Genomic DNA, 24,580 nt, shown 5'->3' on the forward strand with positions numbered 1-24,580 from the left:
TTCACACCCCGGCCTTGCCACTGGCAATGCGTTCTTCGCTGAAAACCTTCCACTGGAGGGTTTTCCGGGCGCTCATTACCCCCCATGAGATATCTTTCTCTGGAAAGAGGTGAAAGACGGTTTGTTCACGGGTGGCGGGTGCGAAAGCGTCACTCCGCCTGCAACACCAGCGCGGTTCCGATGCCGCCTGCCGCCGCGATGGTGGCCAGCCCGTAACCCGCCTGCAGGTCGTGGAACAGCCTGACCGCCAGCACCGCGCCCGAGGCCCCGACGGGATGGCCGCGCGCCAGCGCCCCGCCGCCCGTGTTCACGCGCGCGGGGTCCAGCCCCGCGCCTTGCACACAGGCGATGGCCTGCACGGCATAAGCCTCCATCACCTCGGCCAAGGCCAGATCGCTGGCCGCCAGCCCGGCCTGTGTCAGGGCGCGCGCGATGGCGGCCACCGGGGCCAGCCCCGGCTCTTCCGGCCGCCCGCCAAGCGTGGCACCGGCCGCCAGCCGCAGGGCACGCGGCAGGTTTCGCGCCACACGGTCTGACACCACAAGGCCAAAGGCCGCGCCATCCGCCGCCACAGCGGCATTGGCCGCCGTGATGCTGCCCGCCAGCACCCGCGCCCGTGCGGCCAGTGCTGGGGTCAGCGCGCGGGCAAAGCCATCGGCTGACCCCTGCGGCAAGGCCACAATCTCGGGCCCTGCCCCGGCCGCCATGGCCTTGGCATGGCTTGCCACTACCCAGTCGTCCTGCTTGGCCCGGGTGATGCCCAAGGCCTGCGCCAGCGCCTCCGCCGCCATCACCATCGGCGGATCGCGGTCGGGCCAGGGGGTGAAGGGCGGCTGGTCATAGGCCAGCGCAGGCCCGCCATCCGGGTCGGTGCGCAGGCGCAGGGGGCGGCGGGAATAGCTTTCCACCCCGCCTGCCAGCACCACATCGGCCTGCCCCGCCAGGATCAGCGCGCGGGCGATCAGCAGCGCATCAAGGCCCCCGGCGCATTGCCGGTCCAGCGTCACGCCCGCCACTGTTTCCGGCAGGCCCGCCGCCAGCGCCACCAGCCGCGCAGGGTTGCCCCCGGCCCCCAGCGCATTCGACAGCACCAGTTCATCCACCGCGCCCGGGGCGATGCCCGCATCGGCCAGACAGGCCGCGATCACCGGTGTGGCCAGATCGGCCAGCCCCAGCCGGGCAAAGGCCCCGCCGCGCGGCATCACCGCCGTGCGCCGGGCGGCCACCAGCCAGGCGGCGGTCACAACCCGGCCTCCAGCGCCCGAAGATCGGTCTTGCCCGAGGGCAGCAGTGGCCAGTTATCCCGCCAATGCAACCGCCGGGGGGCCTTCAGCGGGCCGAACCGCGCGCGGCAGGCCGCCAGCAGCGCCGGTTCCGCCGCCGGGTCGCCGCACAGCACCGCCTCGATCACATGGCCGCGCAACCCGTCGGGCCGCGCGATGACCGCCACTTGAACGACACCCGGCAGGCCCGCCATCCATGCCTCGATCTCCTCGGGAAACACGTTCTGGTCGGCCACTGTCACCATGCGCCCGGCCCGCCCGGCCAGATGCAACTGCCCGCGCAGCATCCGGCCATAGTCACCGGGCCAGAGCCAGCCCCGGTCCCAGACCGCGCCACCCCGGTCCGCCCCGGCGTAATCCTGAAACAGATAGGGCGAGCGCACCCAGATGGCCCCCACCTCTCCTTCGATCACCGGCGCCCCCGCCGCATCGCGCAAAGCAATCTCCACTCCCGGATAGGGCTGGCCCACCGCGCCGCCATCGGTGGCGGCATCCGCCAGGGCGATGAAACTGGCCTCGGCCGCGCCGTAGAATTCCCGCATCTCGGCCCCCGGGCACATATCGGCCAAGGCCGCGCTCAATGGCGCATCCAGCGCGGCCCCGCCCACCAGCACCACGCGTAGCGCGGGCAGCGCGGGCCCGCCCGCCGCCACCAGCAGCCGCAACTGGGCGGGGGTGGCATACAGCACTTCACCCCCCCGCGCTGCCAGCGCGCGGCGTTGCCGGTCGGGGCGCAGACCCTCAAGCAGATGCAGAGCCGCGCCCAGATGCACCGCCTCGACCGCCGCATACAGTGCCAGCGACTGCACCAGCCGCCCCAGCACGGCCACCGGCACGCCCGGCCCGATGCCGAACAGGCGCGCATTCACCGCGAAGCTGGCAATCCATGATGCCTGGGTCCGCCTTATGCGCCGCGCGGCCCCCGAACTGCCCGAGGTCAGCGTCTCGAACACCGGCACCGGGCCAGCCACGGGCGGCGGCGCATCGGGCAGGCCCACGCGGAACGCCAGCCCCGCCGCTGCCGCGGCAAAGACCGCCTGCACCGCCGCCCCCGCCGGGCGATCCGCGATCACAGATACGGGCAGCGCCGCCATGCCCGGCCCGATCGACACCGTGTCGCCATCCGTGACCACAGCCGCCGCATGCCAGCAGAACCGATCCTGCACCCCCGGCCCTTTCATCCTGGCAAAAACAGCGGCACGGCAGGCCTGCAACGCCGGACCCGCACCTCAGGCGTCACGGAAATCCCGCGCCAGCGCCCGTGCCGCCCGCACCATCAGCGCGATATCCATGCCCACAGCGGTAAAGCGCGTGCCCCAGTCCATGCACTGACGGGCAAAGGCGGGGTCCAGCGTCAGGATGCCCGCAGGCTTGCCGGTGCGCACGATACGGCGGATGGCATCCTCGATGGCGGCTACCACCGCAGGGTGCCCTAACTCGCCCGGATGGCCCATGCTGGCCGCCAGATCGGCGGGGCCGATGAAGAGGGCGTCCACGCCATCGACCATGGCAATCGCCTCGATCCGGGACAGCGCCTCGGCGGTTTCCACCTGCACGATCAGGCACAGCTCTTGCGCCGCCTGCTGGGCGTAATCGGCCACGGCGCCGAAACGGCTGGCCCGCGTCATGCCCGCCACGCCCCGGATGCCGCCGGGGGCATAGCGCATGGCCGCCACCGCCGCCCGCGCCTCATCGGGGTTCTGCACATAGGGGATCAGCAGCGTCTGCGCTCCCAGATCCAGCAATCGCTTGATCAGCACCGGGTCATTGGATGCTGGCCGCACCACCGCGCTGACCGGATAGGGGGCCATCGCCTGCATCATCGCCAGCGTGTCGGGCACGTCGGTCAGCGCGTGTTCAGTGTCGATGACGATCCAGTCAAAGCCGCAACCTGCCAGCGCCTCGGCCACCAAGGGGCCGGGCAGCGAGTTCCACAGGCCGATCTGCTGGCGGCCAGCCGCCAGCGCATGTTTGAACGGGTTGGGCGGCAGATCCATCGGCTCTCCTCAGTTCAGCAGGGTTTTTGCGCGGCGCAGGGCCAGCAGATAGCCCTCGGTGCCGAAACCGGCAATCACCCCGTCAGCGCGCAGGCTGACATAGGAGTGGTGGCGAAAGCCTTCGCGCTTGTGGACGTTGGAGATATGCACCTCCAGCACCGGGCCTTCGAACGCATGCAGCGCATCAAGGATGGCCACGGATGTATGGGTATAGGCGGCGGGGTTGATGATGATCGCGGCACCCTGTTCGCGCGCCTCATGCACCCAGTCCACGATGGCCCCCTCGTGGTTCGACTGGTGAAAGCGGATGGTCAGGCCCAAGTCCTCGGCCAGCGCCGCGCAGCGGTCGGCCACATCGGCCAGCGTCTCGCGGCCATAGATCTCGGGCTGGCGCTTGCCCAGCAGGTTCAGGTTGGGGCCGTTGAGGATGTAGACGGGTTTTTTCGGCACTTGCATCGGTCCTTTGTAGGATCAATGCGACGATAGCGATTTTCGCAGGACCGGCAAGCGGGGCCACGCCAACCGCACCCGATGGGCAGCGGGGGGGGCGGCCCGGCTCAGGCCACCTTTTCCAGCGCCACATCGGGGGCCAGACCCAAAGCGCGGCAGACCTGCAAGGTCAGATGCGGCTTGTTCAGCGTGTAGAAATGCAGATCCTCCACCCCGCCCTCGATCAGCCTTGTGCAGAGCGTGGTGCATTGGGTCAGCGCCAGCAATTCCTCTCGGCCATCCCGGGCGGCCATGGCAAAAGCCTCGTCCAGACGTGCCGGCACCGAGGTGCCGCAGCGGGCGGCGAATTTCTTTGTTCCCGCCCAGCTTTGCACCGGCAGGATGCCGGGGATGATCGGCGCGGAGATGCCCTCTTTCGCGCAGGCATCGCGGAAGCGGAAGAACGTGTCGGCATCAAAGAAGAACTGGGTGATGGCGCTGCTGGCCCCGGCGTCGATCTTGCGTTTCAGCCAGCGCACATCGGCCAAGGGATCGGCGGCATCGGGGTGCGGTTCGGGATAGGCACCCACGCGGATTTTGAACTTGCCGCTGGCCGCCAGCGATTCGATCAGCTCGACCGAATGGGCGAACCCCAGCGGATGCGGCACGAAACGGCTGGCACCTTTGGGCGCATCGCCGCGCAGGGCGACAATCTCGGTCACGCCCGCCTCGGCGTAAGCCTCGGCAATCGCGAGGGTTTCGGATTTCGTTGCATCCACGCAGGTCAGGTGCGCGGCCACGTTCAGCCCGTAATTCCTGCCGATGGTCGTCACCGCCTCATGCGTCAGCCGCCGGGTGGTGCCGCCTGCGCCATAGGTCACTGACGCGAAGGCGGGTTTCAGCGGGGCCAGCATCTGCACCGTTTCCCACAGGCGGAAAGACGCATCCAGCGTCTGCGGCGGGAAGAATTCGAACGAGATGCGCGGTGCGGACATGGGAAGGCTCCTTCTGATGCCCCCTTGTCGCAAAATCTGTGATGTGAGACAAATTCATAATCTTCAAGATCTATATGAGGAAAACCGCAGGATGCATCTGGAGTTCCGCCATCTGCGCACCATCCGCGCCATCCATCAGGCGGGCGGCCTTGCCCGTGCCGCCGACATCCTGAACATGACGCAATCCGCGCTGAGCCATCAGGTGAAGGGGCTGGAGGATCAGGCCGGGATCGAATTGTTCGTGCGCCGCTCGAAACCCCTGAAACTGTCGGCGGCGGGGCTGCGCATGCTGCGGCTGGCCGAGCGGATCCTGCCAGAGATCGACGCGCTGGACGAGGAATTCCGCGCGCTGAAATCCGGCAAGACAGGGCGGCTGCATATCGCAATGGAATGCCACGCCTGCTTTGAGTGGCTGCTGCCGGTGCTGGAACAGTTCCGCCGCGCCTGGCCCGAGGTGGATGTGGACATCCGCGCGGGCCTTGCCTTTGACGCGATGCCAGCACTGGCGCGGGAAGAGATTGATCTGGTGATCACATCTGACCCGGTGAAGATGGAGGGCACGGTGTTTCACCCGCTGTTCGACTATCACCCCCGGTTCTTGTGCGCGGCCGCGAACCCGCTGGCGCAGAAAGAGGTGATCACCGCCGAGGATTTCCGCGACCAGACGCTGATCCACTACCCCGTGGCGCGCGACAAGCTGGATGTGTTCACCGAACTTCTGGCCCCGGCGCGGGTGGAGCCGCGCGGGATGCGGGGGGTGGAACTGACGGCGGTGATCCTTATGCTGGTGGCATCCGACCGGGGCGTGGCGGTGCTGCCCGACTGGGTGGTGGCGCAGGTGCGCGCCAACCCCGATTTCGCCATCCGCCCGCTGGGCCCGCAGGTGATCACCAAACGCAGCTATGCTGCGACCCGCGACGAGGACGCCACGAAACCCTTCATGGCGCACTTCCTGCGGCTGGGGCGCAGCGAGCCGGTGAAGCTGCAACGCGGCTGAACTGGCGCGGGGGAGCCGTCGCGGCGGCCATCGAGGCCCCCGCAACGGCGCTGCCGCAGGGGGGACCAGTGACCGGTCGCAAGGGGCCGGACGGCGGAGGCGCGCCGCGCGGGGATATTTTCAGACAGAAAATGCAGCGCAAGACCATGGGCTGCGGTGCCATTGGCCGGTGGCGATGCGGCCTGCAACGGAGCATGCCTTGGAGCGAGGCAGGGACCGCAGTGGCCCGGATCGCAGCGGCGGAGGGGGGGGGCGATAATTAACATGTTACAGAACGTGATGTGGCAGGACCAGTGCTCTGGACCTTCCCGGCGGGCGGTCCTACACCCTGAGGCGGAACCCAGTGCCGGAGACCTGCCGTGACCGATGCCACAAGCCCGCAACGCCCGGCGGTGAACCCCACCACCTTTTCCATCATCTTTGCCGTCAGCATCTGCCACATGCTGAACGATGTGATGCAATCGCTGCTGGCGGCGATCTATCCCATGCTGAAGGATGATTTCGCGCTGGATTACTGGCAGATCGGGCTGCTGACGCTGGTGTTTCAGGTCACGGCCTCGCTGCTGCAACCGATGATCGGCATCTATACCGACAAGCATCCGATGCCGCAGTCGCTGCCCATTGGCATGGCCGCCACCTTTTGCGGGCTGCTTTTGCTGGCCTTTGCGCCCAGCTATCCGCTGTTGCTGGCGGGGGCCGGGCTGATCGGGGTGGGGTCGGCGATCTTTCACCCGGAATCGTCGCGCATGGCGCGGATGGCCTCGGGCGGGCGCTATGGGATGGCGCAATCGGTGTTTCAGGTGGGCGGCAATTTCGGCACGGCGGCGGGGCCGCTGCTGGCGGCCTTCATCGTGCTGCCGCTGGGGCGGCCGTCCGTGGCGTGGTTCTGCCTGATCGCATTGGTGGGGATGGTTATCCTGCAACGGGTGGGGCTGTGGTATGCCCGCGCGCTGAAGGGCGCCGCAGGTCGCGCGCCGGTCAGCCGCACCCTGCCCCTGCCGCGCCGGACCATCGTGATCGCGCTGGTGGTGCTGACCTTCCTGACCTTTTCCAAGAATGTCTACATGGCCAGCCTGTCGAGCTATTACACCTTTTACCTGATCGAGACGTTTGACGTGACCACCCGGCAGTCGCAGCTGTTCCTGTTCCTGTTCCTGGCCGCCGCAGCGGTGGGCACGGTGATCGGCGGGCCGATCGGCGACAGGTTCGGCACGATGACGGTGATCTGGTTCTCGATCCTGGGCGTGCTGCCCTTTACCCTGATGCTGCCCTATGCCGACCTGTTCTGGAGCGGGGTCCTGTCGATGATCATCGGGCTGGTGCTGGCCTCGGCCTTTCCGGCCATCGTGGTCTTTGCGCAGGAACTGCTGCCCGGCCGGGTGGGCATGGTGGCGGGCATCTTCTTTGGCCTCGCGTTCGGCATGGCGGGGCTGGCGGCGGCGGTGCTGGGCATCGTGGCGGATGCAACCGGCATCCGCTTTGTCTTTCAGGTCTGCGCCTGGCTGCCCGCGCTGGGGGTGCTGACCATCTTCCTGCCGCGCAAAAGCCAGTTCTATACCGCGCGCTGAGCGTTCACGCACGGCAAAGAAAAACCCCGCCGGCGGAACCGGCGGGGTTTTCCGTATCGGCCCGGGTTGCGGATCAGGCGACGAAGATGAAGTCGCTTTCCACGACGTTCAGCGTGTTCAGCAGCGTGATGGTGAAGTCATCCATCATGTTGCCGTCGGTATCGACGCCGATCACCGTGTTGCTGCCTGCCGCGCTGAAGGTCAGATCATCAAACTCGATGCCAAAGGCGATCAGGTCGATCTTGTCGGTGCCCGACACGAAATCGAACAGCGTGTCATTGCCCGGCATGGCGCTGAAGATGAACACGTCTTCACCCGAACCACCAATGATCGAGTCGTCGCCCTCGCGGGTGTTGATCCGGTCATTGCCGGCGCCACCGACAAGAAAGTCATTGCCCGAGCCGCCGATGATCGTATCGTTGCCCATGCCTGCGTTCACGTAGTAGTCGGTGGATTGCGCAGCGACGTTGATGACTTCACTGCTTCCAATGCCCAGATGCACCACGTCGAACATGTCACCGCGTGCCACGCCGCTGACAAGATCACGCACGTCGAATTTCAGCCCGGCGGTCGTGCTGAAGAAGATCATGCCTTCGTCATCAAGACGCGCAACGCTGCCCGTAAGCGCGCCCATGGCGTCTTCGGCTTGCAGGCGCACGGCCAGCCCGCCATCCTGGTTCAACATGGCATTGCCGTCACGCGCATTGCCGTTGCCGACTTCGGCACTGGTAAAGCTGAGACGCACCTGGGTGATCCCGGGCCCGCCCACGTTCACGATGTCATTGCCACCGCCCAGGTTGACCTGATCGGCGCCGTCCGTAACGACGTTGTAGATCAGCGTATCCACGCCATCCTCGCCCAGGATGGTATCGGCACCGCCGCCGCCGATGAAGCTGTCCTGACCGCGGCCGCCGATCAGCACGTCATCGCCTGCGCCGCCCACCAGGAAGTCATTGCCCCGGCCGCCTTCGACCGTGTCATTGCCCATGCCGGCGTTGATATAGTAGTCGATCGCGCCTGCATCGCTCTGGTCGATGAAATCACCGGCCTCGGTGCCCAGTTGCACCACGTCGAACTGATCGCCACGGCCCACGCCACTGACCAGATCGCGCACGTCGAAGGTGACGCCTGCTGTGGTGCTGACAAAGGAGATGCCCTCGTCATCAACCCGCGTGACGCCGCCGGTCAGATCCCCGGCCACATCTTCGCCCTGCAGACGCACCGCAAGCGCGCCATCCTGGTTCAGCATCGTGTTCGAGTCGACGGCGTTGCCATTGCCGACTTCGGCGCTGGTGAAGGTCAGGCGAATCTGTGTGCCCGCGACCCCTGCCACGGCAAAGACATCATCGCCTTCGTTCAGGTTCACCGCATCGGCACCGTCGGTCGCAATCGAGAAGATGGCACGGTCGTTGCCAGCGCCACCAAACATGGTGTCATTGCCGCCGCCGCCGATGAAGCTGTCGTTGCCCTGACCACCCGAGAGCAGGTCATTGCCTGCGCCGCCAACGAGGAAGTCATTCGCCATTCCGCCCGTGACGGTGTCGTTCCCCTGCCCCGCGTTGATGTAGTAGGACCGGCTGGGCGCGGCTGCCTGCAGGCGCTCTGACTGCACCGTGCCCAGTTGAACAACCTCGAAACCGTCACCGCGCGCAACACCGCTGACAAGATCGCGCACGTCAAAGGTCATGCCGGGGGTCGTGCTGACAAAGCTGATGCCCTCGTCGTCGAAGCGGCTGGTTGCGCCGGTCAACATCCCTGCGCCGTCTTCGGCCTGCAAGCGCACCGCAAGGCCGCCGTCCTGGTTGGTCAGCAGGCCGCTGTCGTTCACCGACTGGTTGCCCACCTCGGAACTGGTGAACATCAGGCGCACCTGCGAAACGCCCGGACCCGACACGTTCACAACATCGTCTTCGGTGCCAAGGTTCACCTGATCGGCACCGTCGGTCACGACGTTGAAGAACATGGTGTCGCTGCCCTTGCCGCCGGTGATCGTGTCGTCACCACTGCCACCGATGAAGCTGTCGTTGCCTGTGCCCCCGGCGATCACGTCATTGCCCGCACCGCCGACAAGGAAGTCATCCGCCTTGCTGCCGGTGATTGTGTCATCACCCATGCCGCCGTTGATGTAGTAGGACCGGGTTTCGGGGCCATGCGACAGCAGGTCGCCCGCCTGCGAGCCAAGTTCGACAATCTCGAACCCGTCACCGCGCTCTACGCCGCTGACCAGATCGCGCACGTCAAAGGTCAGGCCCGGAGTGGCGCTGACAAAACGGATGCCTTCGTCATCAAGCCGCGTTTCAAGGCCGGTCAGCGCGCCCGCCATGTCTTCGGCCTGCATACGCACGGCAAGGCCGCCATCCTGGTTGGTCATGGTGCCCGAGTCGCGGGCCTGGTCGTTGCCAACTTCGGAACTGGTGAAGGTCAGGCGCACCTGCGCCACGCCCGCGCCGGAAACCGAAACCGTATCCATGTCGGCGCCAAGGTTCACCCGGTCAGCGCCATCCGTCGCAATGTTGAAGATCAGCGTATCACGCCCGTCGCCGCCCAGAATGGTGTCATTGCCGCCGCCGCCGATGAACGAATCGTTCCCCAGGCCGCCGCTCATCTGGTCATTGCCTGCACCACCCACCAGGAAATCATTGGCGCTGCTGCCGGTCACGGTATCATTGCCCATCCCGGCATTGATGTAATAGGCGCGCGAGGACGCGCTCTTGTCGTAGACATCGCCAGCCATCGTGCCCAGTTCGACCACTTCGAACGCGTCACCGCGGGCCACACCGCTGACCAGATCGCGCACGTCGAACCGCACGTCGGACGTTGCGCCGACAAAGGTGGTGCCCTCGTCGCCATAGCGTTCCACCGGGCCGGTCAGCATGCCAAGCGCATCTTCGCCCTGCGCGCGCACGGCAAGGCCGCCGTCCTGGCCTGCCATCGTGTTGCTGTCATTCTCGTTGCCGTTGCCGACTTCTGCGCTGGTGAAGGTCAGGCGCACCTGACCGTTACCGCCAGGCGCGCCTGCCAGTGTCACCACCCCCGCGCCAACGGGACCGGCTTCAGCCATGACAGGATCGGATATGCGGCCCTCGGGGCCAGTCAGTAGTGCCATTTCATTCTCTCCCGAACAAATATGTGTCCCACCCGGCTGGCGGCCCGGCAGCACGCTCAAACAGACTGCTCCGGCCGGGTGAGCCCGCAGCCGACACCCCAAGCAACGGAAGGGCATTTGCAGAAGTTTCAAAAGTTGTGGCGGGGCGAGGTCTCTTTTCCGTGATCCGCCGTGACAGGCGCGTTATCCCTGCCCCGCCTTTCGGCGCAATGGCCCCTGCCCCTTCACATCCGCCCCGCCCCCGCGTATAGGACCGCGCTTGAACCGATGGAGTCACCGATGCAAGGCAGCGCGAACCTCAACCTGATGATCAAGGCCGCGCGCAAGGCGGGCCGCGCATTGGTGAAAGACTTCCGCGAGGTGGAAAACCTTCAGGTGTCCTCCAAGGGCCCCGGGGATTTCGTGACCAAGGCCGACCGCGAGGCCGAACGCATCATCAAGGAAGACCTGATGGGCGCGCGCCCCACCTATGGCTGGCTGGGCGAAGAAACCGGCGAAACGGCGGGGGCAGACCCCACCCGCCGCTGGATCGTCGATCCGCTGGACGGCACGACGAATTTCCTGCACGGCCTGCCGCACTGGGCCGTTTCCATCGCGCTGGAGCACAAGGGCGAGATCGTGTCGGCCGTGGTGTTCGATGCCGCCAAGGACGAGATGTATTGGGCCGAAAAGGGTGCCGGCACCTGGATGAACGAAAGCCGCCTGCGCGTGTCGGGGCGGCGGCAGATGATCGAATCGATCTTTGCCACCGGCGTGCCGTTTGGCGGCAAGGGCACTCTGCCCGCCACATTGCAGGATCTGGCGCGGCTGATGCCGGTCTGTGCCGGGGTGCGGCGCTGGGGGGCTGCGTCGCTTGATCTCGCCTATGTGGCGGCGGGCCGGTATGACGGCTATTGGGAGCGCGGCATCCAGCCCTGGGACATGGCGGCAGGCATCCTGCTGGTGCGCGAGGCGGGCGGCATGGTGTCGGGCATCCGCGAGGGCGATGACCCGCTGGAAAAGGGCGCGGTGATCTGCGGCAACCAGAACCTGTTCGAACCCTTCCGCAAGGTGATCCGGGGCGAGTGACGGCGCCTTACTTGCGGCGCGGCACCACGGGCACCCGGCTGCGCGCAACGGGATAGCTGGCCTCCGGGTGCGGCGGCACGCCATGGGTGCGGTTCCAGAAGGCAAATCCGCCACGCCGCAGCCAGACCGGCAACGTGAAGGCCACTCCGGCCACAAAGCCGCCGATATGCGCCCAATAGGCCACGCTGGCCTCGGCCGATGGCGTCGCAAAACCGCTGAGCAGTTGCAGGGCGAACCACAGCCCCAGCACGATCCAGGCCGGAATCGGGAAGATGCGGAAAAAGATCACGAAGATGATCAGCACATCGACGCGTGCCTTGGGAAACAGCAGCAGATAGCCGCCCATCACCCCGGCAATCGCCCCCGACGCGCCCACCATCGGCACATAGGCCCCCGGTTCGGACACCACCTGAAACAGCCCCGCCGCCACGCCGCTGGCAAGATAGAACAGCGCAAAGCCCACATGCCCCATCTCGTCTTCCAGATTGTCGCCGAAGATGTAGAGAAACAGCATGTTCCCGATGAGGTGCATCCAGCCGCCATGCAGGAACATCGAGGTGAAAAAGCCGTGCAAGCCATAGCCCTGGCTTACCTCGCCCGGCACCAGCCCCCACTGGAAGAAGAACAGGCCCAACGCCATGTCGTCGGGGATGGTCAGCCAATAGGCCAGAAACACACCGATGTTCGCCGCAAGCAGCGCCCAGGTGACATAGGGCCTGCGCCCCGACGGGTTGTGATCGCGGATCGGAAACATGCGGCCACGCTTTCCGATCCGCGTTCGCGCGTCAAGGGCCGTGATGGCCGCTGACCCGCGGGGCGGCGCCCCGCGCTTGTCGATGTTGGGGTGGCTAAGCGGCCCCCACCTCTGCCAGCAGTTGCGCGTTGCCGCCCGACGCGGTGGTGTCGATGCAGACATGCCGCTCCAGCGCGACATGGGCGGCGTCGGGCATGCCGCCGATCAGCGGCAGGATCGGGCCTTGGCGCCGCGCTAGCGCCTGGGCAAAGGGGCGCGCATCCTCGGCCGCCCCCCAATACAGCGCCCCGGAATGCCCGCTCAGCCGTGCCAGGGCGTCGGGCGCAAGGCCGGGGGCCTCGACCGCAAGACCGCCCAGCGCGCGCACCGCCCCGGCCTGCGCCCGCGCGGTTGCCGCCGTGGGGCCAAGGCACAGCAGCGGCGCACGTTGAAACGCCGACAGGCGGTTCGACTCGCCTGTGGGCCCGGGCAGGTTGCGGCTGTGCAGCGCCTCGGGCCGGGGCCGTAGCAGCCGCAGCGCAGCCGCTGCGGCCTCTTCATCGGTCACAAGCCCGTCGGGCCGGGCCAGCGGGGCGGGGGCCGCGCAGAACCGCGCCAGATAATCCGGACCGCCCGCCTTTGGCCCGGTGCCCGACAGCCCCTCGCCGCCAAAGGGCTGGCTGCCCACCACCGCGCCGATCTGGTTGCGATTCACATAGATGTTGCCGACATGAAGGCTGTCCACCACATGCTGCACCCGGTCATCGATGCGGGTGTGCAGCCCAAAGGTCAGGCCATAGCCGGTGGCATTTACCGCCGCGATCACGGCGTCGATCTCTGACGCGCGGAACCGGGCGATATGCAGCACCGGCCCGAAAACCTCGCGCGGCATGGCGGCGATGCCCGGCACGCGGATGACCGTGGGCGCGATGAAATGGCCGGTGGCGGGGGCCGTCAATTCTTTCAGCACCCGCCCCTCGGCCCGCGCCGCCGCCACATAGGCGGCAATATCCGCCTGCGCTGTGGCGTCTATGACCGGGCCAATATCGGTTGCCAGTTCCCACGGGTCGCCCAGCGCCAGTTCATCCATCGCGCCGAACAGCATTTCCTGCACCGTTTCCGCTACATCCTCTTGCACATAAAGACAGCGCAGCGCCGAGCAGCGCTGCCCCGCCGACTGGAAGGCCGCCGCCAGAATGTCGCGCACCGCCTGTTCGGGCAGGGCCGTGCTATCCACCAGCATGGCGTTCAGCCCCCCGGTTTCGGCGATCAGCGGGGCCGTGGGGTCCAGATGGTCGGCCATGGAGGCGCGGATTTTCAGCGCCGTGGCGGTCGATCCGGTAAAACACACGCCATTCAGCCGCGTATCGCGGGTCAGTGCCGCCCCCACCGCCCCGTCACCGGGCAGCAGTTGCAGCGCCGTGGCAGGCACCCCCGCGCGCAGCATCAGGTCCACCGCCAGCGCCGCGATCAGCGGCGTCTGCGGCGCGGGTTTGGCCAACACAGCGTTGCCTGCGGCCAGCGCGGCGGCAATCTGCCCGGTGAAAATCGCCAGCGGAAAGTTCCACGGACTGATACAGGCAAAGACCCCGCGCGGGGCGGCGGTCAGCCCCTGCCCCTGATCGGCGTAATAGCGCAGGAAATCCACCGCCTCGCGCAACTCGCCCACCGCATCGGCCAGTGTCTTGCCCGCCTCGCGCGCGAGGATGGCAAAGATCGGCCCGGCCTCGGCCTCATACAGATCGGCCACCCGGCGCAGGGTTGCGGCACGTTCCACCGCAGGCGCATCCCAGGGCCGGGCGGCGGCCAAGGCCGTTTCCACATCCGCATCCGTCGCGGCACGGACATGGCCGATGACGGCACCCGTCGCCGGGTTGCAGACAGCCACCGCCTCGCCCGCCCCAGCGCCTACGGCCAGCACAGGTTTTGCGGCAAAATGGCGGCTTTGGTGCAAGTCGCGCGCCGCCGCAATGCGCGCCAGATCGGCGGCATCCGTCAGGTCATAACCCATGGAGTTCACGCGCGAACCGAACAGCCCCGGCCCGGTGGCAATCGCCGGGCTGGGCACCGGCACCATCCGCTCCATCGCGGCAAAGGGGCAGGCGGCCACGGTTTCCGGGGCCACATCCGCATCGACGATCTGGTTCACGAAACTGGAATTTGCCCCGTTCTCCAGCAGCCTGCGCACCAGATAGGCCAGCAGATCGCGGTGCGCCCCTACGGGGGCATAGATGCGGCAGCGCGTGCCATGGTCGGCCAGCACGATGTCATGCAGACGTTCGCCCATGCCGTGCAGGCGCTGGAATTCAAACGCCGACTTGTCGGTGGCCATGTCCAGCACCGCCGCCACCGTATGCGCGTTATGGGTGGCAAATTGCGGATAGATGCGGTCGGTCAACCCCAGCAGTTTCCGTGCATTGGCGATATAGGACACATCGGTGGCCTGTTTGCGGGTGAACACAGGGAAAGACGCCAGCCCCAGAACCTGCGCGCGTTTCACCTCGGCGTCCCAATAGGCGCCTTTCACCAGCCGGATCATGATCTTGCGGTCCAGCCGCACCGCCAGCGCATGAAGCCAGTCGATCACCGCGCCCGCGCGCCGCCCGTAGGCCTGCACCACCACGCCGAACCCGTCCCACCCCGCCAAGGACGGGTCCGACAGCACCGCCTCGATCACCTGCAACGATAGCGCCAGTCGGTCCGCCTCCTCGGCGTCGATGTTGAAGCCCAGCCCCGCCGCCTTGGCCAGCCCCGCCAGCGCCCGCACGCGCGGCACAAGTTCGGCCATCACCCGTTCCCGTTTTGCCACTTCATAGCGCGGATGCAGCGCCGACAGTTTCACCGAGATGCCGGGATTTTCGCGGATGTCGCGGCTTTTGCAGGCCCCGGCAATCGCCGTGATCGCGCGTGTATAGCTGAGGTGATACCGCCGCGCATCGGCTTCCGTCCGGGCCGCCTCGCCCAGCATGTCATAGCTGTAGGTGTAGCCCTTGGCCTCCAGCTCGGTCGCCCGTCGCATGGCGGCGTCGATGGTTTCGCCCAGCACGAACTGCCGCCCCATTTCCTTCATCGCCCGCGTCACGGCGGTGCGGATCACCGGCTCGCCCAGCCGTTTCACCGCCGCGCGCAGATGGCCCACGATGCCCGGCTCGCGGTCCTCCAGCACCTTGCCGGTCAGCATCAGCGCCCAGGTAGAGGCATTGACCAGCGACGAGGCCGACTTGCCCAGATGCCGGCCCCAGTCGGATGGCGCTATCTTGTCCTCGATCAGCGCATCCATGGTGTCGGCGTCGGGCACGCGCAGCAGCGCTTCGGCCAGACACATCAGCGCGATGCCCTCTTCGGTCGAAAGGCCGTATTCGGCCAGGAAAACCTCCATCAGCCCCGGCTTGACCGAGGCGCGGATGCGGCGCACCAGATCGGCACCGGCCGCCGTGATCCGCACGCGCTGGCCCGCATCCAGCCCCGCATCGGCGATAAGCGCCTGCACCAGTGCCGCCTCGTCGGCCAGGCTTTGCGTGTCGATCACAGTCCAGGCGTCGGGGGCGGTGTGGGGCATGGCGGAACTCTCCTGTTTGGGGCAGGATACACGGGAAAGAGCAGCCGTTTGTCCTGATTATCACCGATTGGCAGACGAAACGCCCGAAGATGCGAGGTCCGGCGATGCAAAACGAAACGGTGGAACTGGACGGATTCGACACCGCCATCCTGCGCGTGCTGGCGACCGAGGGGCGCATCAGCGCCACCGAACTTGCGCGCCGCATCGGCCTGTCGAAATCGCCCACGCAAGCACGGATGAAACGGCTGGAAGAGGCGGGCGTGATCACCGGCTATGCGGCCATTCTGAACCCGATCCGCATGGGTCTGGCGCATGTGGCCTTTGTCGAGGTGCGGCTGTCGGACACGCGCGAGGCGGCCTTGCAGGCCTTCAACCGCGCGGTTCTGGGAATCCCCGAGGTGGAGCAATGCCACATGATTGCCAGCCGGTTCGATTACCTGCTGAAGGTGCGCACCGCCGACATTCAGGATTACCGCCGCGTGCTGGGCGAAAAACTGTCGGCGCTGCCGCATGTGGCATCGACCTCGACCTATGTAGCGATGGAATCGGTCAAGGAAGGGCCGGTGTAGCCTGCAACTTTGGCCCACCCCGCCGCGTTGCTGTGCCAGAGGTGCGAATGGACAAGATGCTGAACCTGACGGGCCGTGTTCTGATCGCCGCCCTGTTTGCCGCCGGGGCGGTGCAGAAACTGACCGATCCCGGGGCTGTCGAGGGGTTGCTGGCGGGTGCGGGCCTGCCCGGCTGGCTGGTCTGGCCGGCAGCGGCCTTCAATGCGCTGGCGGCGGTGGCGTTGATCGCCGGGGTTGCGCCGCGGTTCTGGGCGCTGGCGCTGGCGGGCTATTGCATGGTGACAAGCGCGTTTCACTGGCTGCCCGACGATCCATGGCAGATGTCGATCGTGATCAAGAACTGGGCGATTGCGGGGGGCCTGCTGGTGCTGGCGTCACAAGGCCCAAAGGCAGATCACAGTGCGGGCCGCGGGCGCGATCACTCCTGATCGGGCGCGATGGTGACGGTGGCGGCCTGCCCGTGATAGCGGAACACAAAGCGGCGCGAGGGCGGCGGGATCATCCGCTCCAGCGGGGCCGAGACCACGTCAAAGCCCTCGGCCTCCAGAAAGGCCGTCACTTCGGGCAGTGCATGGGGGTTTTCGCCCAGCAGGCGAAGCGTGACGCTGCGGATGCCGCGCAGTTGCGCCAGCAGATAGGCTGCGGCCACCTCATCCAGAAAATGCAGTTGTGCTGCGCCGTCGTCCGGCACCCTGCCCGTGTCTTTCATCGCCTGCCCCCGTTTTCGCGGCACCGCCGCCCCGTGCCGCGCCGCTTGTGCCACGACCCTCGGGGTAGCATGGCGGGCGGAATGCGGCAAAAGCGGGCGGCGGTCCTGCGCGGCATCCTGCCAACCGCGCCGGGGATTTCCGCCGAAGACTGGGGCCGGGTTGTGCCGGTGCCCGGGCCGACAGGGGCTTTGCCGCAGCCTGCTTGGCCCTGCTACTCTCTTGCCCCCGAGGGCCGCCGCATGGTTATCTGCGGCGCGGCCCGCAAGAGGCCTGGGGGAGGAATGCCATGATATTGCTGTCGCGCCTGTGCGCCGCGTTCTTGCTGGCGCTATGCGTCTGGTCGCCCGGCGTGGCGCGGGCTGCGGCACCCGAGAAGGTGCTGCATGACTGGTATCGCCTGATCCTGGAACTGGTGCGCCACACACCCACCTATTCGCCGCCCGTGGCCAGCCGGTCCTTCGCCTATCTGGGGGTGACGGCGCATGAGGCGGTGGCGGGCGGGTCGGATGACCTTTTGTCGCTGGCGGGCCAGTTGAACGGGCTGACCACCCTGCCCGAACGGCAACAAGGGGCCGCCTATGACGAGGCGGTGGTGCTGAATGCCGCGCTGACCCAAGCGGTCGAGGCCTATTTCGGCAACACCGGCCCCACCGGGCAGCGCGCCATGGCCGCCATGGGCACCCGCCTGCGCGACCGCGTGACCGAAGGCGTGGCCCCCGATGTGGTGGCCCGGTCCATCGCGCAGGGCGAGGCGGTGGCGGCACATGTGCTGGCTTGGTCGGCGGATGATGGCGGCGCGGTGATTGAAAACATGGGCTTTCCGCAAACCTATACGCCCGGTGCCGCCCCCGAAAGCTGGGTGCCAACCAATGCCACCGTGCGCCAGCAGCAGGCCCCCTTGCTGCCCGACTGGGGCAACAACCGCACCTTTGCCATGCCCGATGGCAAGACCTGCCCGCTGCCCCCGCCCCCCGCCTACAGCGAAGACCCCGCGTCAGATTTCTACCGCGAGGCGATGGAGGTGGTCGAGGCCAAGGCCAACCTGACGCCTGAACATATCCACATCGCGCGGTCCTGGTCGGATGATCCGATGCTGTCCACCACGCCGCCCGGCCATTGGGTGTCGATCGCCCGGCAGGTGCTGGAACGCGACAATGCCCCCTTTGACCGGCAGGTCGAGGTGCATGCCCTGCTGGGCGTCGGGCTGGCCGACAGTTTCATCGGCTGCTGGGATGCCAAGTTCCGGTATGATCTGCTGCGCCCCGTGACCTATATCCGCCGGGTGATCGACCCGGCATGGGAGCCGTTGCTGATCACGCCGCCTTTTCCCGAATATCCCAGCGGGCACAGCACACAATCGGGCGCGGCGGATGTGATCCTGACGGCGCTGTTCGGTGATGATTTTGCCTTTGAGGACAACACCATGGCCCCCGATGGCCTTGCCCCGCGCCAGTTCCCCAGCTTTCACGCGGCGGCAGAGGAGGCGGGCATTTCGCGGCTTTACGGCGGCATCCATTTTCGCGCCGCCATCGAGCAGGGGCTGGCGCAGGGCCGCTGCATCGGCGCCCACACCATTGCCCTGACCACGCGGAGATGACCATGCGCCAGCTTTCCCCCCTGCGTGCAGCCATGCTGCCGGCCCCCCTGATTGCCGCGCTGCTGCTGGCCCCCCTGCCCGCATTTGCGGGTGATACTTTGACAATCCCGGCCTTTGCCGATGACAGCGCCACCTCGGGCATCACCAGCCGTTATGAGGGCGACTGGGAATATATGGTGGGCGGCGGGGTGGCGACATTCGATTGCAACGCCGACGGCTTTGCCGACCTGCTGTTCGCCGGTGGCAGCGCGCCCGCCACCTTCTACCGCAACGCCAGCACCACGGGCGGGCCGCTGGCCTTCGTGCCCCAGGTGGCGGGGCTGGAGCTTGACGCCGTGACCGGGGCCTATCCGCTGGATATCGACAGCGACGGCATCATGGATCTGGTGCTGCTGCGCGTGGGCGAGAATGTGGTGATGCGGGGCCTTGGCGACTGCCGCTTTGCCCGCGCCAACAAGGATTGGGGCTTTGACGGCGGCGATGCATGGTCGGCCGCCTTTGCCGCGACCTGGGAAGGCGGGGCAGGTTGGCCCACGCTGGCCATCGGCAATTACATCGACCGGCAGGAAGAGGCGTTTCCCTGGGGTTCCTGCACGCCGAACTGGTTGCACCGACCGGGTCCAACGGGCGGGCGTTTCGCCGCCCCCCTGCCGCTGCTGCCCAGTTTCTGCGCCTTGTCGCTGCTGTTCACCGACTGGAACCGTTCCGGCACGCCCAGCCTGCGCGTGTCGAACGACCGCGAGTATTACAAAGGCGGGCAGGAACAGATGTGGCGCATCATGCCCGGTGCCGAACCGCAGCGCTACACCGCCGAGGATGGCTGGCAGAACCTGCGCATCTGGGGCATGGGCATCGCATCCTATGACCTGAACGCCGACAGCTATCCCGAATATTTCCTGACCAGCATGGCCGACAACAAGTTGCAGACGCTGAAGGCACCCGACGGCAGCGCGCCCGCCTATGCCGATGTGGCCTTTCCCAAAGGCGTCACCGCGCACCGGCCCTATACCGGGGGCGAGGTGGTGCCCTCGACCGCATGGCATGCGCAGTTCGGCGATGTGAACAACGATGCGCGGGCCGATCTTTACGTGGTGAAGGGCAACGTGGCCCGGATGCCCGATTTCGCCCAGCGCGACCCCAACAACCTGCTGGTGCAGCGCGCCGACGGCACGTTTCAGGAAACCGGCGATGTGGCAGGCGTGGCCAGCATGCTGGTGGGGCGTGGCGGCGCGATGGCCGATTTCAACCTTGACGGTCTGGTTGATCTGGTGGCCGTCAACCGCTGGGAACCCGCCCAGATCTGGCGCAACGTCACACCCGGGGCGGGCGGCTGGGTGCAGATGCGGTTGGATCAGCCGGGCGTGAACCGCGACGCGATCGGTGGCTGGCTGGAACTGCGGTCAGGCGACGCTGTGCAGCGGCGCGAGATCACATCAGGCGGCGGCCATGCCAGCGGTCAGGCCGGGTGGTGGCATTTCGGGCTGGGTGCGGCGACGGGGGCCGAGGCGCGGGTGATCTGGCCGGACGGTGTGGCGGATGACTGGCAGCCGGTGGATGCCAATGCGTTCTATGTGCTGGAGCGCGGCCAACCCGCGCGGCTCTGGCAGCCCTGAGGGGGACAGGCGGGGAAGCCCCAGTTACCGCGCCGCCCGCGCCTCGATCCGCCGCGCCTTGACCGAGGCGCGCACAAAGGCCGCGACAAAGCACAGCGACATCAACAAAACGATGGTCGGCGCGGGCGCGCTGTCGATGAAGAAGCTCAGGTAAACCCCGGCGAACGACGCACCCGCCGCCACGGCCACGGCCACCGCCATCATCGCGCTGAACGTGCGGGTCAGCAGAAACGCGATGGCCCCCGGCGCGATCAGCATGGCGATGGCGATGATGATGCCCACCGCCTGCAAGGCCCCAACGATGGCCAGCGACAACAGCGTCAGCAACCCGTAATGCAGCCAGCCCACCCGCAGCCCCAGCACCCGCGCCTGTGCCGGATCAAATGCATGCAGCAGGAAATCGCGCCATTTCAGCAGCAATATGCCCGTGACCACCGCCGCGATCACCGCCGTCTGCACGATGTCGGCCAGCCCCACGCCCAGCATGTCGCCAAAAAGGATATGGTCCAGATGCACATCGGTCTGGATCTTCACATACATCACCAGACCCAGCCCGAACATGCCGGAAAACACCACGCCCATCACCGTGTCCTGCTTTACCCGGCTGTTGTCCTTGATATAGCCGGTCAGCAGCGCGCAGGTCATGCCCGCGGCAAAGGCCCCCACGGCAAAGGGCAGGCCAAGGATATAGGCCAGCACCACCCCCGGAAACACCGCATGCGAAACGGCGTCGCCCATCAGCGACCAGCCTTTCAGCACCAGAAAACAGCTCAGCAGCGCGGTGGGCACCGCGACCAGCACCGAGATCAGCAGCGCATTCTGCATGAAGCCGAACTGGAAGGGTTGCAGCAGGGTTTCCATCACAGCAGCGCCTCCGCCGATTTGCGCCGGGTGGCCAGCAGCCCATGCTTGGGCGCAAAGACAAACGCGGCCAGAAAGATCAGCGTCTGCAACACCACGATGATGCCCCCCGTCGCGCCATCAAGGAAAAAGCTGATGTAGGCGCCGAAGAAACTGGTCAGCGTGCCGATGGCCACCGCAATGCGCAGCAGGCTGGGGAAACGGTCGGTCAAGAGATAGGCCGTGGCCCCCGGCGTGACCACCATGGCAATGACAAGGAAAGCCCCCACCGTCTGCATGGCCGCCACCGTGCAAGCCGACAGCAGCGTGAAAAACACGATGCGCAGCAGGCCGGGGCGCAGGCCGATGGAACGGGCATGCGTTTCGTCAAAGAACGTCACCATCAGGTCTTTCCATTTCGCCAGCAGCACCGCCAGCGACACAAAGCCGATGATCGCCAGTTGCAGCGTATCGCCCGGCGTGATCGCCAGTATATTGCCAAGGATGATGGTCTGGATGCTGATCGAGGTGGGCGAGACGGAAATCATGAACAGCCCAAGCCCGAAGAAACTGGAGAAGATCAGCCCGATGATCGCATCTTCCTTCAGCTTGGTGCGCTGGTTCAGGAACAGCATGGCCACCGCCGCCAGCCCGCCGGAAAAGAACGCCCCCAAGGCAAACGGCAGACCCAGCATGTAGGCCCCCGCAACGCCGGGCACGATGGAGTGGCTCAGCGCGTCGCCGATCAGCGACCAGCCTTTCAGCATCAGAAAGGCCGACAGGAAGGCGCAGACCCCGCCCACCAGCGCCGACACCCACATGGCGTTGACCATGTAGCCATAGCCAAAGGGTTCAAGCAGCAGGGTCATCGTCACGCCCCCGGGGCGCATGGGCCGCGCCGTGAAACACCAGCGGGCGCTCGTCATCGGTGATGATGCGGCGCTGCTGCCCCTCGTGGTCGCCCAGCACGAAATGCCGCAGCACCCCGCCAAAGGTTTTTTCCAGATTGGCCTGCGTGAACGTCTCGGCGGTGGGGCCATAGGCCAGCACCGTGCCCTTGACCAGCACCGTGCGGTCGCAAAACTCCGGCACGGACCCAAGGTTGTGTGTGGCCACCAGCATCACCCGCCCCTCGTCGCGCAGGTCGCGCAGCAAGGCCACGATGGTATCTTCGGTCTTCACATCCACGCCGGTAAAGGGTTCGTCCAGCAGTATGACCTGCCCGTTCTGCGCCAGCGCACGGGCCAGAAACACCCGCTTTTTCTGCCCGCCGGACAGCTCGCCGATCTGGCGCTTGCGAAAATCGGCCATGCCCACCCGGTCAAGCGCCTGTGCCACGGCGGCATGGTCGGCGGCACGGGGAATGCGGAAAAACCCCATATGGCCATAGCGGCCCATCATCACCACATCCTCGACCAGCACCGGAAACGTCCAGTCCACATCTTCGGACTGGGGCACATAGGCCACCAGATTGCGGCGCAACGCCTCGGGCACCGACATGCCCAGCACCGAAATCTCGCCCCGCGCGGCCGGAACAAAGCCCATGATCGCCTTGAACAGGGTGGATTTGCCGCCGCCGTTCACCCCCACCAGCGCGGTGATCGTGCCCTTGGGCGAGGCGAAACTGGCATCGCGCAACGCCGTGGTGCCGTTGCGGTATGTGACCCACAGGTTTTTCACCGAAACACCCGCCCCTTCGTCCTGCGTCGCGGGGGCGGGCCGCTGGGGTGCCGCAGCCGGATTGACCGGCAGCGGCGCAAACGGGTGGGTGGAATTCATTCCGTCAGGCCCTTTGCAATGGTTTCCGAAGTCACGCGCAGCATATCCAGATAGGTCGGCACGGCGCCATCGCCATCGGTCAGCGAATCCACATACAGCAACCCGCCATAGCGGATGCCGGTTTCCCGCGCGACCTGCTGCGCCGCATCGGGGGAAATCGTGCTTTCGCTGAAGATCACCGGAATGTTGTTGTCACGCACCGCGTCGATCACCCGGCGCACCTGCTGCGGTGTGCCCTGCTGGTCGGCATTGATCGGCCACAGGTAAAGCTCTTTCAGCCCGAAATCCCGCGCCAGATAGCTGAAGGCGCCTTCGCTGGTCACAAGCCAGCGTTTTTCCTCGGGCACCGTGGCCAGCGCCGCCTGGATCGGCTCGATGATTGCGGTGATCTGGGCCTTGTAAGCCTCGGCATTGGCCGCATAGGCAGCGGCATTCGCCGGGTCATGTTCGGCAAAGGCATCGCGGATGTTGTCCACATAGATCAGCGCGGCCGAGGGGCTCATCCAGGCATGCGGGTTTGGCTTGCCGGTGTAGGGGCCATCGGCAATGCCCATCGGCTCTACCCCGTCAGACACAACGGCGCTGGGAATGTCGCTGAGGTTGCCGAAGAACTGCTCGAACCACAGTTCCAGGTTCAGCCCGTTCCACAGCACCAGATCGGCATCCTGCGCCTTGATGATGTCGCGGGGCGTGGGCTGGTAATTGTGTATCTCGGCCCCCGGCTTGGTGATGGATTCCACCACCGCCAAATCGCCTGCCACGTTCTGCGCAATGTCGGCGATGACGGTAAAGGTGGTGACGGCGCGGAATTTGTCCTGCGCCAGCGCGGGGGCGGCACCAAAGGCCAGCCCCAGGGCCAGACCGGCCAGAAGGTTGCGTCGTTGCAGCATCGGCATCCAGGTCTCCACTTTGCGAACCATTCGCAGGAAGAGATAGCACGGCGCTACGCAGATGCAATTGCGAATTAATCGCAAAATAAGAAATTTCCGTGATCCCACCGCCATCGCCCGGGGCCGCGGCCCTTCCCAACGCGCCCTGCCCCGCCTATAAGGCCCGCATCCCCGACCAGCGGAGCCCGCCATGCGCAGCGCAGAGATCACCCGCACCACCGCCGAAACCACCATCAGCCTGTCCGTCGATCTTGACGGAAACGGGTTTTACGAGGTGAAAACCGGCGTCGGCTTTTTCGATCACATGCTGGATCAGCTGGCCCGCCATTCGCTGATCGACATTACCCTGCGCGCGACGGGCGATCTGCATATCGACGACCACCACACGGTCGAGGATTGCGGCATCGCGCTGGGGCAGGCGCTGGCCCGGGCGCTGGGCGACAAGCGCGGCATCCGGCGCTATGGCGAGTGCCACCTGGCGATGGATGACGCGCAGGTGCGCTGCGCGCTGGATCTGTCGGGGCGGGCCTATCTGGTGTGGAACGTGGCCTTCCCCACGCAGAAGATCGGCACGTTCGACACCGAACTGGTGCGCGAATTCTTTCAGGCGCTGGCCACCCATGGCGGCATCACGCTGCATGTGGACATGATCCATGGCATCAACAGCCACCATATTGCCGAGGCGGCCTTCAAGGCGGTGGCCCGTGCCCTGCGCGCGGCGGTGGAGCATGACCCGCGCAAGGCCGATGCCATCCCCTCGACCAAAGGCGTGCTGTGATGCGCGCGCCAAATTTTTTCGAGGAAAAAATTTGCAAGGATTTTCAAAAATCCTTGGGCACCCGCACTG

General features: G+C 66.4%; 21 protein-coding genes. 8 read left to right on the plus strand and 13 right to left on the minus strand.

From position 1 onward, the window contains the following. Positions 1–149: 149 nt before the first annotated feature. From GEU84_RS06310 to metF, 5 genes are all read right to left on the minus strand, one after another. Positions 150–1,244, minus strand: a complete 1,095-nt coding sequence (locus GEU84_RS06310; protein ID WP_174539357.1) for a thiolase family protein — start codon at positions 1,242–1,244, stop codon at positions 150–152. Beyond that, positions 1,241–2,464: an AMP-binding protein gene (locus GEU84_RS06315; RefSeq protein ID WP_152824826.1), complete on the minus strand. Its 1,224-nt coding sequence runs from the start codon at positions 2,462–2,464 to the stop codon at positions 1,241–1,243. The genes GEU84_RS06310 and GEU84_RS06315 overlap by 4 nt, the downstream gene beginning before the upstream one ends. Before the next feature lie 48 nt (positions 2,465–2,512). Beyond that, positions 2,513–3,280 (minus strand): HpcH/HpaI aldolase family protein, encoded by a 768-nt coding sequence (locus GEU84_RS06320; RefSeq protein WP_152824824.1) that lies wholly within the window; start codon positions 3,278–3,280, stop codon positions 2,513–2,515. A 9-nt stretch (positions 3,281–3,289) separates the two neighbouring features. Continuing rightward, positions 3,290–3,736, minus strand: coding sequence for a type II 3-dehydroquinate dehydratase (gene aroQ / locus GEU84_RS06325; protein WP_152824822.1), 447 nt, complete (start codon positions 3,734–3,736; stop codon positions 3,290–3,292). 101 nt (positions 3,737–3,837) lie between these two features. Continuing rightward, a complete protein-coding gene (metF, locus tag GEU84_RS06330) occupies positions 3,838–4,704 on the minus strand; it encodes a methylenetetrahydrofolate reductase [NAD(P)H] (RefSeq protein ID WP_152824820.1) in 867 nt (288 codons plus the stop codon). A gap of 91 nt (positions 4,705–4,795) precedes the next feature. Between metF and GEU84_RS06335 the strand changes: the two genes are divergently transcribed. Together GEU84_RS06335 and GEU84_RS06340 are read left to right on the plus strand one after the other, a co-directional pair. After that, on the plus strand, positions 4,796–5,701 hold the full coding sequence (locus GEU84_RS06335; protein WP_152824818.1) for a LysR family transcriptional regulator: 906 nt from the start codon (positions 4,796–4,798) through the stop codon (positions 5,699–5,701). Positions 5,702–6,060: 359 nt separating this feature from the next. Next, positions 6,061–7,269 carry an MFS transporter gene (locus GEU84_RS06340; RefSeq protein ID WP_338144764.1) on the plus strand — a complete coding sequence of 403 codons (1,209 nt, stop codon included), beginning with the start codon at positions 6,061–6,063 and terminating at the stop codon, positions 7,267–7,269. Positions 7,270–7,342: 73 nt separating this feature from the next. Here the strand turns inward: GEU84_RS06340 and GEU84_RS06345 are convergent, their stop codons facing one another. After that, positions 7,343–10,375: a calcium-binding protein gene (locus tag GEU84_RS06345; RefSeq protein ID WP_174539358.1), complete on the minus strand. Its 3,033-nt coding sequence runs from the start codon at positions 10,373–10,375 to the stop codon at positions 7,343–7,345. A gap of 279 nt (positions 10,376–10,654) precedes the next feature. Here GEU84_RS06345 and GEU84_RS06350 point away from each other — a divergent pair, with 279 nt between their 5' ends. Further along, positions 10,655–11,443 carry an inositol monophosphatase family protein gene (locus tag GEU84_RS06350; RefSeq protein WP_152824814.1) on the plus strand — a complete coding sequence of 263 codons (789 nt, stop codon included), beginning with the start codon at positions 10,655–10,657 and terminating at the stop codon, positions 11,441–11,443. A gap of 7 nt (positions 11,444–11,450) precedes the next feature. Here GEU84_RS06350 and GEU84_RS06355 read toward each other — a convergent pair whose 3' ends face one another. Together GEU84_RS06355 and putA are read right to left on the minus strand one after the other, a co-directional pair. Beyond that, a complete protein-coding gene (locus GEU84_RS06355; protein ID WP_152824812.1) occupies positions 11,451–12,197 on the minus strand; it encodes a rhomboid family intramembrane serine protease in 747 nt (248 codons plus the stop codon). A 94-nt stretch (positions 12,198–12,291) separates the two neighbouring features. Then, entirely contained in the window at positions 12,292–15,735 is a 3,444-nt protein-coding gene (gene putA, locus GEU84_RS06360; protein ID WP_152824810.1) for a bifunctional proline dehydrogenase/L-glutamate gamma-semialdehyde dehydrogenase PutA, read from the minus strand. A 104-nt stretch (positions 15,736–15,839) separates the two neighbouring features. Here putA and GEU84_RS06365 point away from each other — a divergent pair, with 104 nt between their 5' ends. Both GEU84_RS06365 and GEU84_RS06370 read left to right on the plus strand, forming a co-directional pair. After that, on the plus strand, positions 15,840–16,304 hold the full coding sequence (locus GEU84_RS06365) for an Lrp/AsnC family transcriptional regulator (RefSeq protein ID WP_152824808.1): 465 nt from the start codon (positions 15,840–15,842) through the stop codon (positions 16,302–16,304). Positions 16,305–16,351: 47 nt separating this feature from the next. After that, a complete protein-coding gene (locus tag GEU84_RS06370; protein WP_152824807.1) occupies positions 16,352–16,732 on the plus strand; it encodes a DoxX family protein in 381 nt (126 codons plus the stop codon). Here GEU84_RS06370 and GEU84_RS06375 read toward each other — a convergent pair. Beyond that, entirely contained in the window at positions 16,723–17,013 is a 291-nt protein-coding gene (locus GEU84_RS06375; RefSeq protein ID WP_152824805.1) for a hypothetical protein, read from the minus strand. The genes GEU84_RS06370 and GEU84_RS06375 overlap by 10 nt on opposite strands. A 287-nt stretch (positions 17,014–17,300) precedes the next feature. Here GEU84_RS06375 and GEU84_RS06380 point away from each other — a divergent pair, with 287 nt between their 5' ends. Continuing rightward, positions 17,301–18,611: a vanadium-dependent haloperoxidase gene (locus tag GEU84_RS06380; RefSeq protein ID WP_152824803.1), complete on the plus strand. Its 1,311-nt coding sequence runs from the start codon at positions 17,301–17,303 to the stop codon at positions 18,609–18,611. 2 nt (positions 18,612–18,613) lie between these two features. Then, positions 18,614–20,224: a CRTAC1 family protein gene (locus GEU84_RS06385; RefSeq protein ID WP_241427601.1), complete on the plus strand. Its 1,611-nt coding sequence runs from the start codon at positions 18,614–18,616 to the stop codon at positions 20,222–20,224. 24 nt (positions 20,225–20,248) lie between these two features. On the opposite strand, the gene GEU84_RS06390 is transcribed toward GEU84_RS06385, so the two are convergent. Genes GEU84_RS06390 through GEU84_RS06405 form a run of 4 tightly spaced genes read right to left on the minus strand, consistent with a single transcriptional unit; the run spans position 20,249 to position 23,733 of the window. Further along, positions 20,249–21,088 carry a metal ABC transporter permease gene (locus tag GEU84_RS06390; protein WP_338144765.1) on the minus strand — a complete coding sequence of 280 codons (840 nt, stop codon included), beginning with the start codon at positions 21,086–21,088 and terminating at the stop codon, positions 20,249–20,251. Continuing rightward, complete coding sequence (locus GEU84_RS06395; RefSeq protein ID WP_152824798.1) at positions 21,085–21,933, minus strand: metal ABC transporter permease; 849 nt, start codon at positions 21,931–21,933, stop codon at positions 21,085–21,087. The genes GEU84_RS06390 and GEU84_RS06395 overlap by 4 nt, the downstream gene beginning before the upstream one ends. Then, positions 21,917–22,843: a manganese/iron ABC transporter ATP-binding protein gene (locus GEU84_RS06400; RefSeq protein ID WP_152824795.1), complete on the minus strand. Its 927-nt coding sequence runs from the start codon at positions 22,841–22,843 to the stop codon at positions 21,917–21,919. Before GEU84_RS06400 ends, GEU84_RS06395 begins: the two co-directional genes overlap by 17 nt. Beyond that, complete coding sequence (locus GEU84_RS06405; RefSeq protein WP_152824793.1) at positions 22,840–23,733, minus strand: metal ABC transporter substrate-binding protein; 894 nt, start codon at positions 23,731–23,733, stop codon at positions 22,840–22,842. Before GEU84_RS06405 ends, GEU84_RS06400 begins: the two co-directional genes overlap by 4 nt. A 190-nt stretch (positions 23,734–23,923) precedes the next feature. On the opposite strand from GEU84_RS06405, the gene hisB reads away from it, so the two are divergent. Next, positions 23,924–24,511, plus strand: coding sequence for an imidazoleglycerol-phosphate dehydratase HisB (gene hisB, locus GEU84_RS06410; RefSeq protein WP_152824791.1), 588 nt, complete (start codon positions 23,924–23,926; stop codon positions 24,509–24,511). The last annotated feature ends 69 nt before the right edge of the window (positions 24,512–24,580 follow it).

Source organism: Fertoeibacter niger (assembly GCF_009380135.2).
Taxonomy (GTDB): Bacteria; Pseudomonadota; Alphaproteobacteria; order Rhodobacterales; family Rhodobacteraceae; genus Fertoeibacter; species Fertoeibacter niger.

What these genes read in the sequence shown, in the direction of transcription:
- putA (WP_152824810.1), bottom strand. Translation starts at nt 15,735, where the DNA reads ATGCCCCACACCGCCCCCGACGCCTGGACTGTGATCGACACGCAAAGC.
- GEU84_RS06375 (WP_152824805.1), bottom strand. Translation starts at nt 17,013, where the DNA reads ATGAAAGACACGGGCAGGGTGCCGGACGACGGCGCAGCACAACTGCAT.
- GEU84_RS06320 (WP_152824824.1), bottom strand. Translation starts at nt 3,280, where the DNA reads ATGGATCTGCCGCCCAACCCGTTCAAACATGCGCTGGCGGCTGGCCGC.
- GEU84_RS06365 (WP_152824808.1), top strand. Translation starts at nt 15,840, where the DNA reads ATGCAAAACGAAACGGTGGAACTGGACGGATTCGACACCGCCATCCTG.
- GEU84_RS06370 (WP_152824807.1), top strand. Translation starts at nt 16,352, where the DNA reads ATGGACAAGATGCTGAACCTGACGGGCCGTGTTCTGATCGCCGCCCTG.
- GEU84_RS06315 (WP_152824826.1), bottom strand. Translation starts at nt 2,464, where the DNA reads ATGAAAGGGCCGGGGGTGCAGGATCGGTTCTGCTGGCATGCGGCGGCT.
- GEU84_RS06345 (WP_174539358.1), bottom strand. Translation starts at nt 10,375, where the DNA reads ATGGCACTACTGACTGGCCCCGAGGGCCGCATATCCGATCCTGTCATG.
- GEU84_RS06385 (WP_241427601.1), top strand. Translation starts at nt 18,614, where the DNA reads ATGCGCCAGCTTTCCCCCCTGCGTGCAGCCATGCTGCCGGCCCCCCTG.
- GEU84_RS06395 (WP_152824798.1), bottom strand. Translation starts at nt 21,933, where the DNA reads ATGACCCTGCTGCTTGAACCCTTTGGCTATGGCTACATGGTCAACGCC.
- GEU84_RS06355 (WP_152824812.1), bottom strand. Translation starts at nt 12,197, where the DNA reads ATGTTTCCGATCCGCGATCACAACCCGTCGGGGCGCAGGCCCTATGTC.
- hisB (WP_152824791.1), top strand. Translation starts at nt 23,924, where the DNA reads ATGCGCAGCGCAGAGATCACCCGCACCACCGCCGAAACCACCATCAGC.
- metF (WP_152824820.1), bottom strand. Translation starts at nt 4,704, where the DNA reads ATGTCCGCACCGCGCATCTCGTTCGAATTCTTCCCGCCGCAGACGCTG.
- GEU84_RS06335 (WP_152824818.1), top strand. Translation starts at nt 4,796, where the DNA reads ATGCATCTGGAGTTCCGCCATCTGCGCACCATCCGCGCCATCCATCAG.
- GEU84_RS06380 (WP_152824803.1), top strand. Translation starts at nt 17,301, where the DNA reads ATGATATTGCTGTCGCGCCTGTGCGCCGCGTTCTTGCTGGCGCTATGC.
- GEU84_RS06400 (WP_152824795.1), bottom strand. Translation starts at nt 22,843, where the DNA reads ATGAATTCCACCCACCCGTTTGCGCCGCTGCCGGTCAATCCGGCTGCG.
- aroQ (WP_152824822.1), bottom strand. Translation starts at nt 3,736, where the DNA reads ATGCAAGTGCCGAAAAAACCCGTCTACATCCTCAACGGCCCCAACCTG.
- GEU84_RS06350 (WP_152824814.1), top strand. Translation starts at nt 10,655, where the DNA reads ATGCAAGGCAGCGCGAACCTCAACCTGATGATCAAGGCCGCGCGCAAG.
- GEU84_RS06405 (WP_152824793.1), bottom strand. Translation starts at nt 23,733, where the DNA reads ATGCTGCAACGACGCAACCTTCTGGCCGGTCTGGCCCTGGGGCTGGCC.